At 38.4% G+C, this 18,286-nt stretch carries 18 protein-coding genes; all 18 read left to right on the top strand.

Going from position 1 to position 18,286, the window contains the following annotated elements; translation table 11 throughout:
- The first annotated feature begins 39 nt into the window (after nucleotides 1-39).
- The 18 genes from mltG (at nucleotide 40) to KIH88_RS06195 (ending at nucleotide 18,209) form a co-directional block, all read left to right on the top strand.
- Nucleotides 40-1,791: an endolytic transglycosylase MltG gene (gene mltG, locus KIH88_RS06280; RefSeq protein ID WP_213988102.1), complete on the top strand. Its 1,752-nt coding sequence runs from the start codon at nucleotides 40-42 to the stop codon at nucleotides 1,789-1,791.
- Between the two features lie 61 nt (nucleotides 1,792-1,852).
- Complete coding sequence (gene greA, locus KIH88_RS06275) at nucleotides 1,853-2,335, top strand: transcription elongation factor GreA (protein ID WP_000818770.1); 483 nt, start codon at nucleotides 1,853-1,855, stop codon at nucleotides 2,333-2,335.
- Between the two features lie 76 nt (nucleotides 2,336-2,411).
- Nucleotides 2,412-3,776, top strand: coding sequence for an amino acid permease (locus KIH88_RS06270; RefSeq protein ID WP_057489444.1), 1,365 nt, complete (start codon nucleotides 2,412-2,414; stop codon nucleotides 3,774-3,776).
- Nucleotides 3,777-3,877: 101 nt separating this feature from the next.
- Nucleotides 3,878-4,288: a GNAT family N-acetyltransferase gene (locus KIH88_RS06265; protein WP_125840734.1), complete on the top strand. Its 411-nt coding sequence runs from the start codon at nucleotides 3,878-3,880 to the stop codon at nucleotides 4,286-4,288.
- 59 nt (nucleotides 4,289-4,347) lie between these two features.
- The gene (locus KIH88_RS06260; RefSeq protein WP_125840733.1) at nucleotides 4,348-4,944 is read left to right on the top strand and encodes an HAD family hydrolase; all 597 of its coding nucleotides are present in this window, start codon (nucleotides 4,348-4,350) and stop codon (nucleotides 4,942-4,944) included.
- Nucleotides 4,945-5,102: 158 nt separating this feature from the next.
- The gene (locus tag KIH88_RS06255) at nucleotides 5,103-6,371 is read left to right on the top strand and encodes a DNA methyltransferase (protein ID WP_213988101.1); all 1,269 of its coding nucleotides are present in this window, start codon (nucleotides 5,103-5,105) and stop codon (nucleotides 6,369-6,371) included.
- Nucleotides 6,372-8,714 (top strand): ATP-binding protein, encoded by a 2,343-nt coding sequence (locus KIH88_RS06250; protein ID WP_213988100.1) that lies wholly within the window; start codon nucleotides 6,372-6,374, stop codon nucleotides 8,712-8,714. It begins immediately after the preceding gene.
- Nucleotides 8,715-8,876: 162 nt separating this feature from the next.
- On the top strand, nucleotides 8,877-9,086 hold the full coding sequence (locus KIH88_RS06245; RefSeq protein WP_213988099.1) for a helix-turn-helix transcriptional regulator: 210 nt from the start codon (nucleotides 8,877-8,879) through the stop codon (nucleotides 9,084-9,086).
- Nucleotides 9,076-9,549: a DUF6773 family protein gene (locus KIH88_RS06240; RefSeq protein ID WP_125841383.1), complete on the top strand. Its 474-nt coding sequence runs from the start codon at nucleotides 9,076-9,078 to the stop codon at nucleotides 9,547-9,549. Before KIH88_RS06245 ends, KIH88_RS06240 begins: the two co-directional genes overlap by 11 nt.
- Nucleotides 9,539-10,027, top strand: a complete 489-nt coding sequence (locus KIH88_RS06235; RefSeq protein ID WP_125841382.1) for a DUF6773 family protein — start codon at nucleotides 9,539-9,541, stop codon at nucleotides 10,025-10,027. The genes KIH88_RS06240 and KIH88_RS06235 overlap by 11 nt, the downstream gene beginning before the upstream one ends.
- Nucleotides 10,028-10,143: 116 nt before the next feature.
- Nucleotides 10,144-11,604, top strand: coding sequence for a nicotinate phosphoribosyltransferase (locus tag KIH88_RS06230; protein WP_125841381.1), 1,461 nt, complete (start codon nucleotides 10,144-10,146; stop codon nucleotides 11,602-11,604).
- The gene (gene nadE, locus KIH88_RS06225) at nucleotides 11,601-12,425 is read left to right on the top strand and encodes an ammonia-dependent NAD(+) synthetase (protein ID WP_213988098.1); all 825 of its coding nucleotides are present in this window, start codon (nucleotides 11,601-11,603) and stop codon (nucleotides 12,423-12,425) included. The genes KIH88_RS06230 and nadE overlap by 4 nt, the downstream gene beginning before the upstream one ends.
- A gap of 163 nt (nucleotides 12,426-12,588) precedes the next feature.
- On the top strand, nucleotides 12,589-13,140 hold the full coding sequence (locus tag KIH88_RS06220) for a GNAT family N-acetyltransferase (protein ID WP_213988244.1): 552 nt from the start codon (nucleotides 12,589-12,591) through the stop codon (nucleotides 13,138-13,140).
- Nucleotides 13,141-13,303: 163 nt separating this feature from the next.
- Nucleotides 13,304-14,014 carry a thiol-disulfide oxidoreductase-associated membrane protein CcdA2 gene (ccdA2, locus tag KIH88_RS06215; RefSeq protein WP_213988097.1) on the top strand — a complete coding sequence of 237 codons (711 nt, stop codon included), beginning with the start codon at nucleotides 13,304-13,306 and terminating at the stop codon, nucleotides 14,012-14,014.
- A gap of 13 nt (nucleotides 14,015-14,027) precedes the next feature.
- Nucleotides 14,028-14,591 (top strand): redoxin family protein, encoded by a 564-nt coding sequence (locus tag KIH88_RS06210; protein WP_213988096.1) that lies wholly within the window; start codon nucleotides 14,028-14,030, stop codon nucleotides 14,589-14,591.
- 9 nt (nucleotides 14,592-14,600) lie between these two features.
- Nucleotides 14,601-15,713, top strand: a complete 1,113-nt coding sequence (msrB, locus tag KIH88_RS06205) for a peptide-methionine (R)-S-oxide reductase MsrB (RefSeq protein WP_213988095.1) — start codon at nucleotides 14,601-14,603, stop codon at nucleotides 15,711-15,713.
- Between the two features lie 70 nt (nucleotides 15,714-15,783).
- Complete coding sequence (locus tag KIH88_RS06200; protein ID WP_213988094.1) at nucleotides 15,784-16,521, top strand: response regulator transcription factor; 738 nt, start codon at nucleotides 15,784-15,786, stop codon at nucleotides 16,519-16,521.
- A complete protein-coding gene (locus KIH88_RS06195) occupies nucleotides 16,518-18,209 on the top strand; it encodes a cache domain-containing sensor histidine kinase (RefSeq protein WP_213988093.1) in 1,692 nt (563 codons plus the stop codon). Before KIH88_RS06200 ends, KIH88_RS06195 begins: the two co-directional genes overlap by 4 nt.
- Nucleotides 18,210-18,286: the final 77 nt, after the last annotated feature.

The following is an 18,286-nucleotide window of genomic DNA, read 5'->3' as shown; positions in this document are numbered from 1 at the left end:
TTTTAAGATATAATATTATGGATTGTCAACAAGGAGGTAATGCTTTTGACTGAAAAATCAAGAGAAGAAGAAAAATTAAGCTTTAAAGAGCAGATTCTACGTGATTTAGAGAGAGTAAAAGAACAAGATAGAAGAGAGAAAGAAGTAGACATTCCAAATCTAACAGCTTCATCATCTCAAGTTAGTTCAGTAACTCCTGTAAATCCTGAATCGGATGCTTCAACAGAAGAGTTGATGGCTGATTCCCTATCTGTTGTCGATAAAATTCTAAAGAATGCGCCGAGCGTTCCTCCACTTTCGAGTGCTGAAGCTGATAAAACGGATGAAAAAGAAGAGAAAGAGATTAGACAGCCTGTCATTGACAAGATTGAAGTTGTAGAATCTGAAGAACCTCTAGTAGAACCGATTCATCTAGCTGAAGAACCTGTAGTGGAGTCCGTTCAACCTAAGGTAGAACCAGTTGAACTTGAACCTGAAGAAAAAGAATTTAACGATACTCCGACCAAGATAGATGTGACTTATAAGACAGAAGAGGCCAATACATCAGTTCCTTCTTCTGAGAATAAAGCTGAAGCGCTAGTTTCAACTGGATCCTCAGACAGATTAACGGAGGAACCACGTCGTAACCGTCGCCGTAAAGGTAAAAAACCAACCAAGAAAAAGAAGAAATCAAAGGCCAAAGGTTTCCTAGTAACCTTTTTAGTTCTCTTGGTGCTTGTGGCTGCTGGTGGATACTTTGGGTACGGTTATGTTCAAGACTCTTTGAAACCTGTTGATGCGAGCTCTAAGGAGTATGTGACAGTTCAAATTCCAGAAGGATCAAATGTGCAACAAATTGGGAGCACTTTGGAAAAATCTGGTTTGGTCAAACATGGACTTATCTTTAGTATTTATGCTAAGTATAAGGGTTCAGATTTGAAGTCAGGTTATTACAATTTGAAGAAGAGCATGAGTACGGATGACTTGATTCAAGAATTGCAAAAAGGTGGAACTCCTGAACCTCAAGAACCAGTGCTTGCGAACTTAACTATTCCGGAAGGTTATACCTTAGAGCAAATTGCTCAGACAGTAGGTCAACTCCAAGGTGATTTTAAAGAACCTCTTACAGCGGATGCTTTCATGGCAAAAGCTCAAGATGAAACCTTCATCTCCCAACTAGTAGCCAAGTATCCAAACCTTCTTGGAAGTCTCCCAACAAAAGACAGTGGCGTTCGTTATCGCCTTGAAGGTTACCTTTTCCCAGCAACCTACACTATCAAAGACAGCACCACAGTTGAAAGCTTGATTGATGATATGTTAGCAGCTATGGACAAGGCCATGTCACCGTATTACACTACGATCAAAGAAAAGAATCTGACAGTTAATGAATTGCTCAGTATTGCTTCTCTTGTCGAAAAAGAAGGGGCTAAGACCGAAGATCGTAAATTGATTGCGGGAGTCTTCTATAACCGCTTGAATCTTGGTATGCCACTTCAAAGCAACATTGCTATCTTGTATGCTGAAGGAAAACTTGGCCAAAAGATTAGCTTGGCTGATGATACTGCAATTGATACTACGATTGATTCACCTTATAATGTTTATACACACCTTGGCCTCATGCCTGGACCGGTTGATAGTCCAAGCCTCGATGCGATTGAAGCAAGTGTAAATCAGACAAAGAGTGAGTACTTGTATTTTGTAGCTAATGTTGAAGACGGTAAAGTATACTTTGCAACGACAAAAGAAGAGCATGACCAAAACGTTGCAGAACATATCAATAGTAAATTAACACAATCAAGTAGTTCAAACTAAAATTATGTGGTTTTCCACATAATTTTGTTTTAAAAAAGTAATAGAAAAGAAAGTTGAAAAAATGGCAGAAAAAACTTACCCAATGACCCTTGAAGAAAAGAAAAAGTTAGAAAAAGAATTAGAAGAATTGAAACTCGTTCGTCGTCCTGAAGTCGTAGAGCGTATCAAAATTGCTCGTTCGTACGGGGATCTTTCAGAAAATAGTGAGTACGAAGCAGCTAAGGATGAACAAGCTTTTGTTGAAGGACAAATTTCAAGTCTAGAAACAAAAATTCGCTATGCTGAAATTGTTAATAGCGATGCAGTTGCCCAAGATGAGGTAGCTATCGGTAAGACCGTAACCATTCAAGAAATCGGTGAAGAGGAAGAAGAAGTCTACATCATTGTCGGTTCTGCAGGTGCGGATGCTTTCGCTGGGAAGGTATCAAATGAAAGTCCGATTGGACAAGCTTTGATCGGCAAAAAAACAGGCGATATTGTTACGATTGAGACACCTGTTGGTAGTTACGATGTCAAAATTTTAAAGGTTGAAAAAACAGCCTAAATAGAATGAAAATGGAGTAGTGGAGGTCTTGACTTGCTCAACTCCTTTTTGATTTTTTGAATAAATAGGAGACTATATGAGTTCAAATAAGAAAAAAAATAAAATGGAGCGTGGTTTAACCAATCGCCATGTTCAGGTGATGGCCATTGCGGGGACAATCGGAACAGGACTTTTCCTAGGTGCTGGTCGTTCTATCAGCCTTACTGGACCTTCTATCATCCTGATTTACATGATTACAGGAGCCTTTATGTTTTTGATGATGAGGGCTGTTGGGGAGATGCTATATCAGGATCCAGAACAACATACTTTTATCAACTTTATCACCCGTCATTTGGGGAAAGGCTGGGGGTATTTCTCTGTTTGGTCTTATTGGTTGTCTGTTGTCTTTATCGGTATGGCAGAAATCACTGCGATTTCGCATTATGTTCAGTTTTGGTTTCCTTCTTGGCCTAGTTGGTTGATTCAGATTGTTTTTTTAACAATTTTGGCCTTGGTCAATCTGATTGCGGTTAAGCTCTTTGGAGAAGTCGAGTTTTGGTTTGCTATGGTTAAGATTGTGGCTATTTTAGCTATGATTGCAACAGGGGTCTTTATGGTCTTGACAGGATTTGAAACACCATATGGTGCCGCAAGTCTGGCAAATATCAGCAATCAATTCTCTCTTTTCCCAAATGGAGTCATGAACTTTGTCATGGCCTTTCAAATGGTATTTTTTGCCTATCTGATGATTGAATTTATCGGAGTGACAACCTCTGAAACGAAGAATCCTCGTCAGGTTTTGCCAAAAGCAGTTAAAGAAATTCCTCTCCGAATTGTCTTCTTCTATGGTGGTGCTCTATTAGCCATTATGTCTATTATTCCCTGGAGAGAACTTGCTTCTTCAGATTCACCATTTGTAACGGTTTTTGAGCTAGCAGGTATCAAGTGGGCGGCAGCTCTGATTAACTTCGTCGTTTTGACGTCGGCCGCATCTGCTCTTAATTCGACCCTCTATTCAACAGGGCGACACCTCTACCAGATTGCCCATGATTCACCCAATCGCTTCTTAAAAGCGATCAAGGCAGATACTCTTTCTCGCCATAATGTTCCACAAAATGCTATTATTGCTTCAGCAATCTTAATTGCTCTGGCTGCCTTTATCAATGTTTTGCCAGGTGTTTCCGATGCCTTTGCTTTGATTACGGCGTCTTCATCAGGTGTTTACATCGCGATTTATATCTTGATCATGGTGGCTCATCTCAAATACCGCAAGTCACAAGACTTCATGGCGGATGGCTACCTCATGCCCCATTATCGTTTTCTAAATCCTTTAACCATGCTCTTCTTTATCTTTGTCTTTGTAACCCTCTTTTTACAAGAATCTACCTTTATGGGAGCAATTGGTTCAGCTATCTGGATTATCGGTTTCGGAATTTATAGTCAGTGGAAATTTAGAAAATAACTTATGAACTCATCAACTCAGCTTGGTGAGTTTTTTTCTAGTTTGACAGTCTATTGAAATAAGATTATAATCAAGCTGTAGCAGTTTATTAGGAGGTTTGGATGCACGTTAGATTGGAAAATAAAGCGTCCCAGAAAGCGCAAGAAATAGGAAATTTGATTCGCGCTTATAATCGTTCCAAAAGAGAAGAGGCTGAAAGCGAGCCCCTGAACCTTTATGTTGAAGATGAAAAGGGCAATCTCATGGCGGGCTTAGTAGCTGAGACTTTCGGAAATTGGTTGGAAATCGAGTATTTGTTTGTGAAAGAGGAATTGCGAGAACAGGGAATCGGTTCAAAACTATTGCAACAGGCAGAAAGTGAAGCTAAGAATCGAAACTGTCGTTTTGCTTTTGTCAATACTTACCAGTTTCAGGCGCCAGATTTTTATAAAAGACATGGCTACAAGGAAGTCTTTACCTTGCAAGACTATCCCTATACAGGACAAAGATACTATTACCAAAAGGATTTGTAAGCTGAATATGAAAGTATAAAGCAAAGAGGAAATCTTCACATCACTATGGAGGTGGGCTAATGGATATCATACTAGATATGGGCAACGTTTTATTAGAATGGAACAAGGATAAAATTTTACAAGGTGTTTCGGATACGAAGGAAGGATATTTGGTTTTAGATAAGGCCATTTTTCAGTCGGGACTTTGGGAAAGATTAGATCTTGGAACCATGACGAGAGAAGAGTTGGTGCTTAAAGTTGTGTCAATGATTGGCAGGACCTATCAAAAGAAGGTCGAAGAAGTTATCTGGAATTGGCCTAGCTACATTGACATTTATAGGGAAGTCTTTCCTGTCTTGTCAGAACTAAAGAAAAAGGGGCATCGCATCTTTGTCTTGTCCAATACCTCAAAGGTATTTTATGACTTGCTGGAAGAGCAACTATCTCCTTTAAAAGAACTTTTAGATGGCTTTGTCTTATCCTGTGATATAAAAGCTATAAAGCCTGATTTGGCAATGTTTAAGGGGATTCTCGAAAAATATCAGCTAGATCCCGCAAATTGTGTCTTTCTAGACGATATTGAGGACAATACAATCGCAGCTCAGAAATTGGGCATCAAGGCCTATCAGGTCAAGAAAAGAAGTGATGTCGTTGATATTTTGAAATCCTATATTTAAACACAACACTCTCTATTTTTTGTGGTAGAGAGTTTTTTGTTAATAGAAAGCCATTTAATTTTCCTTAACAGATTAATTATATTATTTCTTTACGTTCAAAAAATTCTATGCTATACTTAGGGTGCATAATAGAAAAATATTAGTCGGGGGCTAAATTATTGAAGTCGAATTTAGTAGATAAAATAAAAGAAAAAGAAATTGATTACTGGGACTTTAAAAATGTAACTGCTTCAGGTATACATAAAATTAGTGCTTATCCAGCTACGATGGTTCCTGATATGCAATATGAATTAATTAAACTAATTAAAAGTGAAGATTCATCTATTACAAATATTCTTGATCCTTTTCATGGTTCTGGAACAACACTAGTAGAGGGCGAAAAGAATAACCTTTCTCCGATTGGCATAGATATTAACCCTTTAGCTAATCTTATTACAAAAGTTAAGCTGCAAGGTGTTAACAAAATATATATAGATGTAGCAAACAATAGAATTGAGCAATTTTTAAAAAGCGATAGTTTTGAATTTGACAAACACTATTTTTATAATATAGAAAAATGGTATCGAAAAGATTTTATAATAACGTTTAGTAAAATTCGTAGTGCTATTCAGAGAGAAAAATACAGATACGTAAGACAGTATTATTGGGTGTGTTTAATTAATATTTTAAAAAAATACAGTAATACAAGAAGTTCAACATTTAAATTGCATATAAAAGAGCAAAGCGCTATTGAAAAGATGGAAAACCACATCGTTGAAGATTTTATAAAGAGCATTAACGAATACTCTCAATATTTACCTGATTATAACAGAAGTAAAAAAATTGATTTAAAAATAGGAAAATCGGAAGATATTTTATTTGGAATGAAGAGCGATTCTGTCGATTTGATTGTAACTTCTCCTCCTTATGGAGATAATTCAACTACTGTAACATATGGACAGTATTCTATGTTACCAATTTACTGGATAGACAGAAAAGATATGGAAAGTTTTGACGAGAAATTAATAGATAATTATTCAAGTATTGACTCGAATAGTTTAGGGGGGAGAATTAGAAGAATTAAACAAAACTATCAATCAGATTGTTTAAATATGTATGTTGAAAGCATAGCTACTGATAAGAGAAAGAAAGTTGTGGATTTTATAACGGACTATTTGGCTGTAATGGGACAAATGGGACGAATTATAAAAAAGGACAAGAGAATTGTTTTAACTTTAGGCAATCGACGAGTTGATAATAAAACGGTTCCATTATCTAAAGTTACTCAAGAATTTTTTGAGAGTATTGGATTTGAATTAGAAGCATCTATTACAAGAAATATACCTATTAAGAGAATGCCGAGAAGGTTATCGAATGTAAAAGATAAATCAGTGGAATCAATGAATCAAGAATATGTTTTGATATTAAGAAAAATAAAGGAGATTTAGATGCCTAATAAAGTTGAACAAGTACCTATTACTGTAGCAGGTAATATATTGAGTGAACTATCAGAAAAAATTCCTAATAATATTATTGCATTAAATGAGTTAATAAAAAATGCGTACGATGCGTTTTCTCCCAGTGTTGATATTATATTGGACTCGAGTTCAAAAACCCTCATTATTCGAGATTATGGTATTGGTATGGATACAGAAGGAATTAAGAAATTATTCCATATATCAAGCAGTGAAAAGCAGTACGGGGCAGTTATTGCTTATGGAGATACTCAACGTTTAACACAAGGTTCAAAGGGGTTGGGATTCTTATCTGTTTTTAGGTTTGGGAACAGAGTACTATGGAAAACAGGTAAAAATAGCCAAATTTTTGAATTTGGAGTTGATTTTGAAAATTTAAAAAATGAGTACAATTTACCAGATCATAAATTAAATATAAAAATTAGTGATCAAGAGTTTAAAGGAACACAAATAGTTATAGATGTAGATGATTATAATTTAAAATCTTTAATAACAACACTAGCTAATGAAAGTAGTAGAAAGAAAATTCTTAATTCTTTTGTATCAAGCAAGGTATCGGATGAAGGAATAAAAATAGATAAAAAATTCATCATTAATTTAACATTGGACGACAAAACATATTCGAGTGATGTAAATTTAGATATTTCAAATCAAGGAAAAAAGGATCATCAACTTTTTAGAATAAAATATTCTTCTAAAGATAAAAAGATTAATTATTATAAAAATAGTATTTTAATTTACTCTAGTGATTTTGAGTATAGTTTTGATGATTATGAGTATAGTTTTGATGATTATATAGTTGATATTGATTTAATGGCTTTTGATTTTGGCCAAGGACGTAGCGGAAAAGATAAAATAAATTCAGTATTTTACAAACCTCAAACGACTAATGATATTACGCCGTTAGTATTTATTAATAATAATTTATTTAATAACTATCATTTATTTGATACGGAAATTATGGCTAGAAAACGTAATTCGCTAGTTTTAAGACAATTGGTCGGATATATATCTATTAAATCTAGCAGTCCATTAATGCAATTTAACTCAGACCGGACACAATTTTCACAGAATAGACTTACAGATGAAATTACGGATTTTATTGAAAATCTAAACGAAGAGATTCAAAGAACGGGGAATTCATTAAGGAGTGAGATTAAAAAGATTGATGCATTCAAACAGACTCAAATTCCTGAAGAGGATACTTCAGTTTTAAAAAATATTCAAAAATATATTAAGGAGGACTTTAAATTAAAAGGTTCTCTAATTTTTGAGAAAAAAGAAAATCAATTAAAATGTACTCTATTTGATAGGGAAGTTTTGCTAGATATCATTCCAAAAGCTAAAGAAACAAACGATTTAGGAACAGTTGAAGTATGGATTGGTAAAGATGAATTAAACAATGAGACTATTAATTTACAAGATCTAATCGCAGAATCAACAGAAATTCGCTTTAATGGTGATAAAGTTAATGAATTTAATGAAACACAAGAAGGTGAATGGTTGATTAAGAAAGAGACAGATTCCACAATAATTTCTATAAGGATAATTTTAAGAAATCCAATTCAGCCTAACATAGATGTAAATAAAATAGATTTATTATGTAATATTGATTACGATTTAGATAGTATTTTCACTTTGTATAATAGTTTTGGAACTGCATGGGAGAGAATAGAGCCCGATATAAAAACAAATGGGAATAATACAATCAGATACGATAATAGAAAAGGAAAAATTAGATTTGGAAGAACTGGAGAGCAAACCATAACAGTAAGTGCAAAGGATAAAGTTACTAATCTCAAGTATGAAGGTGATTTTACTTTTAGGATAAAATCATCTGAGGAGTATGAGATAAAACCTGAACAATTACAACAGTCCTTGATTAGATTGCCAATTACCGGAACTCCAAATTTTTCTCCAGATATTAAAGTTTTAATAAATGAAATTAATGAGTTATTTAAGACCTATTACAGTATTATTCCTGTTATTTCTTATAGAACACTTATTGAACTGACTGTTAATGATATATTAAATAACATTGAAGAAGAAAAGAAAACAGATTTATCAAAGAACTATAATAAAGTTATTTCAATGGCAGAAGATATCATCAAGGATTCACAGCTTGATGATAAAGATAAGCAGATACTATTAAACATATATAAATCTATTCAGTCTCAAAGTGAAGTTAATGCTTTTGTTGCATTTTTAAACTTATCTGTACATAATGGATCTAGGATAATTACAAAAGAAGATGTAAAAACAAAAACACAAGAAATACAATTACTCCTTGTATTATTGCACTTAACCTCTCAATGATGTTTAATATTTTTTCTAAAACGCTCTCTATTTTTTGTAGTAGAGAGTTTTTTTGTTAATAAAATCTTACAAAATGACATTTATATATTGCATTAAGTTAGATATATGGTATAATGTTTTTAAAAGAAGCGCAACTTTTTAAAAATGTGAAGGAGGACGCTAGTGGCTAAAAATTTAAAATTAAAATTAGCTCGGGTGGAGCGTGATTTAACACAAGGGGATTTGGCAGAAGCTGTAGGTGTTACTAGGCAGACTATCGGCTTGATAGAAGCAGGGAAATACAATCCTAGTCTCTCCCTCTGCCAGTCCATTTGCAGATGCTTAGGCAAAACTTTAGATCAATTATTTTGGGAGGAAGAAGATGAAGGATAGAAAAAAGCTTGTGATCAAAGATGAACGTACGGAAAAATTGGATGGAAAGATTTCAGGAGAAATTCTCTTGGGAATGTGCTTATTTTTGGCACTGGAAATTTTTGCCAAAGTTTATATTTTTAATTTAACGCTTCTATCCTATTTGCCAGAATTACTTTTATTGATCGAAGTTGGTTTGTATGCCATTATTCGCCGCATGTATGTAGGAATTGATATTCGAGATATTGTTGAGAATACTGGAAAAGAAAGAATTTTATCTGCTTTGGGATTTTCTATAGTGATTTTATTGATTGATATCGTAGGCAATCGCGAGGAACTGGTCAATCTATTGACTTGGAAGTACTCCCTAAAAGTGGTTCTAGCAGTTATCATCTATCTCGTTGGGAGTTTTTCTATGGATAGAGTTATCCTATACTTGAATCGCAGAAATCAGCAAGTTTGGGAGGAAGAAGATGAAAAATAGATTTTTTTATTATCAATTATTAGACGAAAGGGAAGAACAACTGATTAACAAAGCTGGGATAGAGTCTTTTAATGTGTTTATCGGGCTCATTCTGCTAAGTTATTTGGTGGCTGTATTAGCACCTGCTCTTTTTAATCCTAATATTCTTCTGGTTACCCTTCTTTTAGGAATTTTCTTCTTTTTCAATCGTGCACGACAACTTGGAGTGACCTACTATAGTCGTTTTCATTTTACAATTGTAGGGTGTTTGCTGGTAACTCTTGCTATTACGACTCTCTTGATGTTGCAGAATTATCAATTCAATATCGAAATTTATCAGCACAATCCTTTGAACTTCAAATACTTGTCTGCTTGGGCCATTACTTATTTGATTTATCTTCCTTGGGTTTTTATCGGCAATCTCGGCCTTAAAAGTTATGGAGAATGGGCTCAAAAAAAGTTTGAGCAAGATATGGATGAACTGGAGAATGGAGAATAGCTTGTTAGCTTTTTATCAATCTTGGTAAAATGTGTTATAATAGTACTAATTTATCGGATGGTGTGAAAGTGGTAGAATACGTTCATACCTTTGTAAAAAAGGAAGAAGGAAAACAGATGTATCCAGATGATAGTTTGACATTGCACACGGACTTGTACCAGATTAACATGATGCAAGTTTACTTTGACCAAGAAATTCACAATAAAAGGGCGGTCTTTGAGGTTTACTTCCGCCAGCAACCTTTTCAGAACGGTTATGCAGTTTTTGCTGGTTTGGAAAGAATTGTACATTATCTTAAAGACTTGCGCTTTTCAGATAGCGATATTGCCTACTTGGAGTCGCTTGGCTATCATGGGGCATTTTTAGACTACCTCCGCAATCTCAAGTTGGAGTTGACGGTTCGTTCTGCCCAGGAAGGGGACTTGGTTTTTGCTAATGAGCCGATTGTACAGGTTGAAGGCCCTCTTGCCCAATGTCAATTGGTCGAAACGGCTCTCTTGAACATCGTTAACTTTCAAACCTTGATAGCGACCAAGGCAGCACGTATTCGTTCAGTCATTGAAGATGAACCCTTGATGGAGTTTGGGACACGTCGTGCGCAAGAAATGGATGCAGCTATCTGGGGAACACGCGCAGCGGTGATTGGTGGTGCCAATGGAACCAGCAACGTGCGTGCGGGTAAACTCTTTGACATTCCTGTCTTGGGGACTCATGCCCATGCCTTGGTACAGGTTTATGGAAACGACTATGAAGCCTTCAAGGCCTATGCGGCAACCCACCGTGACTGTGTCTTTTTAGTAGATACTTATGACACCCTTCGCATCGGTGTGCCAGCTGCTATTCAGGTGGCGCGTGAACTGGGTGATCAGATTAACTTTATGGGTGTGCGGATTGACTCTGGAGATATTGCCTACATTTCCAAGAAAGTCCGTCAGCAACTGGACGAGGCTGGATTTACAGAGGCTAAGATTTATGCTTCTAATGACCTAGATGAAAATACTATCCTCAACCTCAAGATGCAAAAGGCCAAGATTGATGTTTGGGGTGTGGGAACCAAGCTGATTACAGCCTATGATCAGCCAGCTCTTGGGGCAGTTTATAAGATTGTAGCTATCGAAGATGAGAATGGTCAGATGCGCAATACCATCAAACTGTCTAATAATGCGGAAAAAGTGTCTACGCCAGGTAAGAAGCAGGTATGGCGCATTACCAGTCGTGAAAAAGGCAAGTCAGAAGGCGACTATATCACTTATGATGGTGTGGATGTGAGTGACATGACAGAAATCAAGATGTTCCATCCAACTTATACCTACATCAAAAAGACCGTTCGAAATTTTGATGCCGTTCCTCTCTTGGTGGATATTTTCAAAGAAGGAACATTAGTTTACAACTTGCCTAGTTTGACTGAGATTCAGGATTATGCCCGTAAGGAATTTGACAAGCTTTGGGATGAGTATAAACGGGTTCTCAATCCGCAACATTATCCGGTAGACTTGGCGCGTGATATTTGGCAAGATAAGATGGACTTGATTGATAAGATGCGCAAAGAAGCCCTTGGTGAAGGAGAAGAAGAATGAGTTTGCAAGAGACCATTATCCAGCAACTGGGCGTCAAACCAGTGATTGATGCCCAGGAAGAAATTCGTCGTTCGATTGACTTCTTAAAAAGATACTTGAAAAAACACCCCTTCCTTAAAACCTTTGTACTAGGGATTTCTGGGGGTCAGGATTCAACCTTGGCAGGGCGCTTGGCGCAATTAGCTATGGAAGAAATGCGAGCAGAGACAGGAGATGACAGCTACCAATTTATTGCTGTCCGCCTGCCATATGGCGTGCAAGCAGATGAGGCAGATGCTCAAAAAGCTCTTGCTTTCATCCAGCCAGATGTCAGTCTAGTTGTAAATATCAAGGAATCAGCTGATGCTATGACAGCTGCAGTCGAAGCGACAGGAAGTCCTGTTTCAGACTTTAACAAGGGAAATCTCAAGGCTCGTAGTCGTATGATTGCCCAATATGCCCTTGCGGGTGCCCATAGCGGAGCTGTCATTGGAACAGACCATGCTGCGGAAAATATCACAGGCTTTTTTACCAAGTTTGGTGACGGTGGTGCAGACATTCTCCCTCTTTACCGCCTCAATAAACGCCAAGGGAAACAACTCTTGAAGGAACTTGGTGCAGACCCAGCTCTTTATGAAAAAATCCCAACAGCAGATTTGGAAGAAGAAAAACCAGGTATTGCAGACGAAGTAGCCTTGGGAGTCACTTATGAAGAGATTGATGACTACCTAGAAGGAAAAACAATCAGCCCAGAAGCCCAAGCGACTATCGAAAACTGGTGGCACAAAGGCCAACACAAACGCCACCTACCCATCACCGTATTTGATGACTTTTGGGAGTAAAAAGATCCTGTGGACCTTTTTAGCTTCTTGCCTAGAAACTAGGAAGCAAGAATAACCTCCAGTGGAGGTTTTCAGCCTCTCACCTTGAAATAAGAAAGTGAGAGAAGGTCCGGGGGGGGACTTTTTTAGCTTGAGCCTTAAGCTTAGAAAGCGAGGTAACATGATGAAAGCAATCGGTACGCAAATGTTACAGACAGAACGTTTGATTTTAAGAAGATTTGTGGAGAGTGATGCGGAAGCCATGTTTCAAAATTGGGCTTCGTCTGCTAAGAATCTGACCTATGTCACCTGGGATCCTCATCCTGATGTTGAGGTGACTCGGAATTCGATTCGAAATTGGGTTGCATCCTATACCAATCCCAACTATTACAAATGGGCCATTTGTCTCAAAGAAAACCCTGAGCATGTGATAGGAGATATCAGCATCATTGAAATGCACGAGGAAGATTTAAGTTGTGAAATTGGGTATGTTTTAGGAAAAAACTTTTGGGGCCGAGGTATGATGACAGAGGCTTTGAAAGCTGTGCTAGACTTCTGTTTTACTCAAGCAGGCTTTCAAAAAGTCAGAGCACGATATGCCAGTCTCAACCCAGCTTCAGGTCGTGTGATGGAAAAAGCGGGAATGTCCTATCTAAAAACCATTACCAATGATGTAGAGAGAAAAAGTTATATTGCGGACCTTATTTATTACCAGATAAGTAGGGAAGACAGGTGATTTTCTTTTCTGTATCTACCAAAGTCAGACCTTGTCTGGCTTTTTTTGTGCCAGATTTCTAAATAAACTGATTAAATTCCTATTTTTCCCTATCATTGTCCCTGTTTTTTCTGGATTTTTGGGGATATAATAGACCTATCAAATCAAAGAATGGAGGAAGGCAATGGACAATGTAATCTTTTTTATTAGTGTTTTTCTTGCTGGAATTCTTTCCTTCTTTTCTCCTTGTATTTTACCCTTGTTGCCAGTCTATGCAGGAGTCTTATTGGATGATAAGAATGATGCTCAGGCTTCTAGCGGAAAATTTTCAATCTCAGTTGTAAGTTTATTGCGAACTCTGGCCTTTATAGCGGGGATTTCCTTTGTTTTTATCTTACTGGGTTATGGAGCTGGTTTTTTAGGCAATTTGCTGTATGCTTCTTGGTTTCAGTATGTGACGGGTGCGATTATCATTCTCTTGGGCTTGCACCAGATGGAAGTCTTACATTTGAAGGGACTCTACAAGGAAAGAAGGCTACAATTAAAGAGACAAGGGCAAAAGGGTAACGGCTATAGTCAGGCATTTTTACTGGGGTTAACCTTTAGTTTTGCTTGGACGCCATGTGTGGGGCCGGTTCTGGGGTCTGTTTTGGCCTTGGCGGCTTCAGGTGGTTCAGGAGCTTGGCAGGGTGCTGGTCTCATGTTGATTTACACGCTGGGTTTGGCGCTACCATTTTTGGTTCTAGCTCTTGCTTCCAGCTATGTTTTGAAACATTTCCGAAAACTCCATCCTTATCTCGGAACCTTCAAAAAAGTCGGTGGTTTTCTCATTATCGTGATGGGAATCTTGGTGCTTTTGGGAAATGCTTCCATTTTGACTACATTATTTGAATAGAGAGGAAAAAGAAATGAAAAAATGGCAAACATGTCTCCTTGGAGTAGGCTCAATTTGTTGCTTGGCAGCCTGTTCGGCTAAAAACATGTCAGACGAGTCTACTATGAAGGAGCAATCCAAAACAGAACAAGTTAGTTCACAAACTGCGACTAAAGGTCAGGAAGTCGCTGATTTTGAACTGACAGGTGTAGATGGCAAGACCTATAGTTTGTCTGATTACAAAGGCAAGAAAGTCTATCTCAAATTCTGGGCTTCTTGGTGTTCCATCTGTCTAGCCAGCCTTCCAGATACGGACGAAATCGCTAAAGAAGCTGGTGATGACTATGTGGTCTTGACAGTGGTATCTCCTGGGCACAAGGGAGAACAAGCGGAAGCGGACTTTAAGAATTGGTACAAGGGCTTGGATTATAAAAATTTCCCAGTTCTAATTGATCCATCAGGTAAACTCTTGGAAAGTTATGGTGTTCGTTCTTACCCAACTCAAGCCTTTATAGACAAGGAAGGCAAGCTGGTCAAAACGCAACCAGGTTTTATGGATAAGGAAATGATTTTAAAAGAATTGAAAGAAATGGGGTAGAGAAAGGCTATGAATGATAAAGTAAAACTTTTTGTCTTGGCAGGGGTCATTCTCCTAGCCATAACTGGTTTCTATTTTCTATTGATGCGAAATACAGGGCAGACAGATAGCTCGCAAATTGAGAAAGCATCAGTTAGCCAAGGAGCAAAAACAGTGAAAAAAACAGAAGTGAGCAAAGACGCAGACTTGCACGAAATTTATCTAGCTGGAGGTTGTTTCTGGGGAGTGGAGGAATACTTCTCACGCGTGCCTGGAGTGACAGATGCCGTTTCAGGCTATGCGAACGGTAGAGGGGAAACAACCAAATACGAATTGATCAATCAAACAGGACATGCAGAGACTGTCCATGTCACCTATGATACCAAGCAAATTTCCCTCAAGGAAATCCTGCTTCATTACTTCCGCATTATCAATCCAACCAGCAAAAATAAACAAGGAAATGATGTGGGGACCCAGTACCGTACGGGTGTCTATTACACAGATGACAAGGATTTGGAAGTAATCAACCAAGTCTTTGATGAGGTGGCTAAGAAATACGACCAACCTCTGGCAGTTGAAAAGGAAAACTTGAAGAATTTTGTGGTGGCTGAGGACTATCACCAAGACTACCTCAAGAAAAATCCAAATGGCTACTGTCATATCAATGTCAATCAGGCCGCCTATCCTGTCATTGATGCCAGCAAATATCCTAAACCAAGTGATGAGGAATTGAAAAAGACCTTGTCACCTGAGGAGTACGCAGTTACCCAGAAAAATCAAACAGAACGAGCTTTTTCAAACCGCTACTGGGATAAATTTGAATCCGGTATCTATGTGGATGTCGCAACTGGTGAACCCCTCTTTTCATCAAAGGACAAGTTTGAGTCTGGTTGTGGCTGGCCTAGTTTCACCCAACCAATTAGTCCAGATGTTGTCACCTACAAGGAAGATAAGTCCTACAATATGACGCGTATGGAAGTGAGAAGCCGAGTTGGAGATTCTCACCTTGGCCATGTCTTTACGGACGGTCCAGAGGACAAGGGGGGCTTGCGCTACTGTATCAATAGTCTTTCTATCCGCTTTATTCCCAAAGCCCAAATGGAAGAAAAAGGTTATGCTTATTTACTAGATTATGTTGATTAAGAAGTCTTTCCTAAGCAGTTAGTGGAGAATTTTGCTATACTGATACTAGTAAGTGGTAAAGGAGCAGAGCATGACCTACACAATCTTAATCGTAGAAGATGAGTATCTGGTAAGGCAAGGCTTGACCAAGCTGGTCAATGTAGCGGCCTACGATATGGAAATCATCGGTCAGGCTGAAAATGGAAGACAGGCTTGGGACTTGATTCAAAAGCAGGTGCCAGATATCATTTTAACCGATATCAACATGCCTCAGCTAAATGGCATCCAGTTGGCCAGTCTGGTCCGAGAAACCTATCCTCAGGTGCACCTAGTTTTTTTGACAGGTTACGATGATTTTGATTATGCCTTGTCTGCCGTCAAACTCGGTGTAGATGACTACTTGCTCAAACCCTTTTCTCGTCAGGATATTGAGGAAATGTTGGAGAAAATCAAGCAAAAACTAGACAAGGAAGAAAAAGAAGAGCAGTTACAAGATTTATTAACCGATAAGTTTGAGGGAAATATTGCTCAGAAAATCCAGTCCCATCTAGCTGACAGTCAGTTTAGTTTGAAGTCTTTGGCCAGTGACCTAGGTTTTAGTCCGACTTATTTGAGTTCCTTAATTAAGAAAGAGTTGGGCCTGCCTTTTCAGGATTACCTGGTGAGAGAGCGTGTCAAACAGGCCAAGCTCTTGCTTCTTACCACGGATTTAAAGGTTTATGAGATAGCCGAAAAGGTTGGTTTTGAAGATATGAACTACTTTACTCAACGTTTTAAACAGATTGCAGGTGTGACACCTCGTCAGTTTAAGAAGGGGGAAGGCCGATGAAGCGTTCTTCTCTCCTAGTCAGAATGGTTATTTCCATCTTTCTGGTCTTTCTCATTCTCCTAGCTGTGGTCGGGACTTTCTATTATCAATCTAGTTCTTCAGCCATTGAGGCCACTATTGAGGGCAATAGCCAAACGACCATTAGCCAGACTAGCCACTTTATTCAGTCTTATATCAAAAAATTAGAAACCACCTCTACCAGTTTGACCCAGCAGAAGGATGTGTTGGCCTATGCTGAGAATCCTAACCAAGACCAGGTCAAGGGAATCCGAGATCTGTTTTTGACTATCTTAAAGGCAGACCAGGACTTGAAAACGGTGGTACTGGTCACCAAATCCGGTCAGGTTATTTCTACAGATGACAGTGTGCAGATGAAAACTTCCTCAGATATGATGGCTGAGGATTGGTACAAAAAGGCCATTCATCAGGGAGCTAAGCCAGTTTTGACACCAGCTCGTAAATCAGATAGTCAGTGGGTCATTTCTGTTACTCAGGAACTTGTTGATGCAAAGGGAGCCAATCTTGGCGTGCTTCGTTTGGATATTTCCTACGAAACTCTGGAAGCCTATCTCAACCAACTCCAGTTGGGTAAGCAGGGTTTTGCCTTTATCATCAATGTAAACCATGAATTTGTCTACCATCCTAAACGTACTGTCTATAGCTCAGCGAGTGAAATGGAGGCCATGAAACCCTACATTGAGACGGGTCAGGGCTATACGCTGGATCACCAATCCTACGTCAGTCAGGAACAGATTGCAGGTACTGATTGGACGGTTATAGGTGTGTCTTCACTGGAGAAGTTAGACCAGGTTCGGAGTCAACTCATGTGGACCTTGCTTGCTGCTAGTGCCTTATCTCTTCTTGCCTGTCTCTGCTTGGTGTGGTTCAGTCTCAAACGCTGGATTGCCCCTTTGAAGGATCTAAGAGAAACCATGCTGGAAATTGCTTCTGGTACACAAAATCTGCGTGCTAAGGAAGCTGGCGCCTATGAACTGAGAGAAGTGACTCGGCAGTTTAATGCCATGTTGGATCAGATTGACCAGTTGATGGCAGATGTGCGCAGGCAGGAAGAAGCGACCCGGCAGTATGAACTTCAAGCATTGTCGAGCCAGATTAACCCCCATTTCCTCTATAATACTTTGGACACTATCATCTGGATGGCTGAGTTTCAGGATAGTCAGCGAGTGGTTCAGGTGACCAAGTCCTTGGCAACCTATTTCCGCTTGGCGCTCAATCAAGGAAAGGATTTGATTTCTCTTTCTGATGAAATCAATCATGTCCGCCAGTACCTCTTTATCCAGAAACAACGCTATGGTGATAAGATGGAGTATGAGATTGATGAAGAACCTGACTTTGATAATTTAGTCTTGCCTAAACTGGTGTTGCAACCTCTTGTAGAAAATGCTCTTTACCATGGCATCAAGGAGAAGGAAGGTCAGGGCCATATTAAAGTTTCTGTTCAGAAACAGGATACAGGGCTTGTCATCCGCATTGAGGATGATGGCGTTGGCTTCCGAAATCCTGACGATAGTAGTCAAAGTCAGCTCAAACGCGGAGGAGTTGGCCTACAAAATGTCGACCAACGACTCAAACTTCATTTTGGAGACAATTACCAGATGAAGATTGATTCTGTACCTTCAAAAGGGACGACAGTTGAAATATACCTCAATAAAATAGCAGCTAGCTAACTCCCAGTCAATTCTGGGAGTTTTGCTTTTAAAAATCAGAATGATTAGTTGGCCTTGATAAAATCAGTAAAAAAAGA

Source organism: Streptococcus oralis (genome assembly GCF_018448765.2).
Classification (GTDB): Bacteria; Bacillota; Bacilli; order Lactobacillales; family Streptococcaceae; genus Streptococcus; species Streptococcus oralis_BM.
Note: the sequence above shows the minus strand (reverse complement) of the source record. Positions and strands in the feature narration are given on the sequence as shown.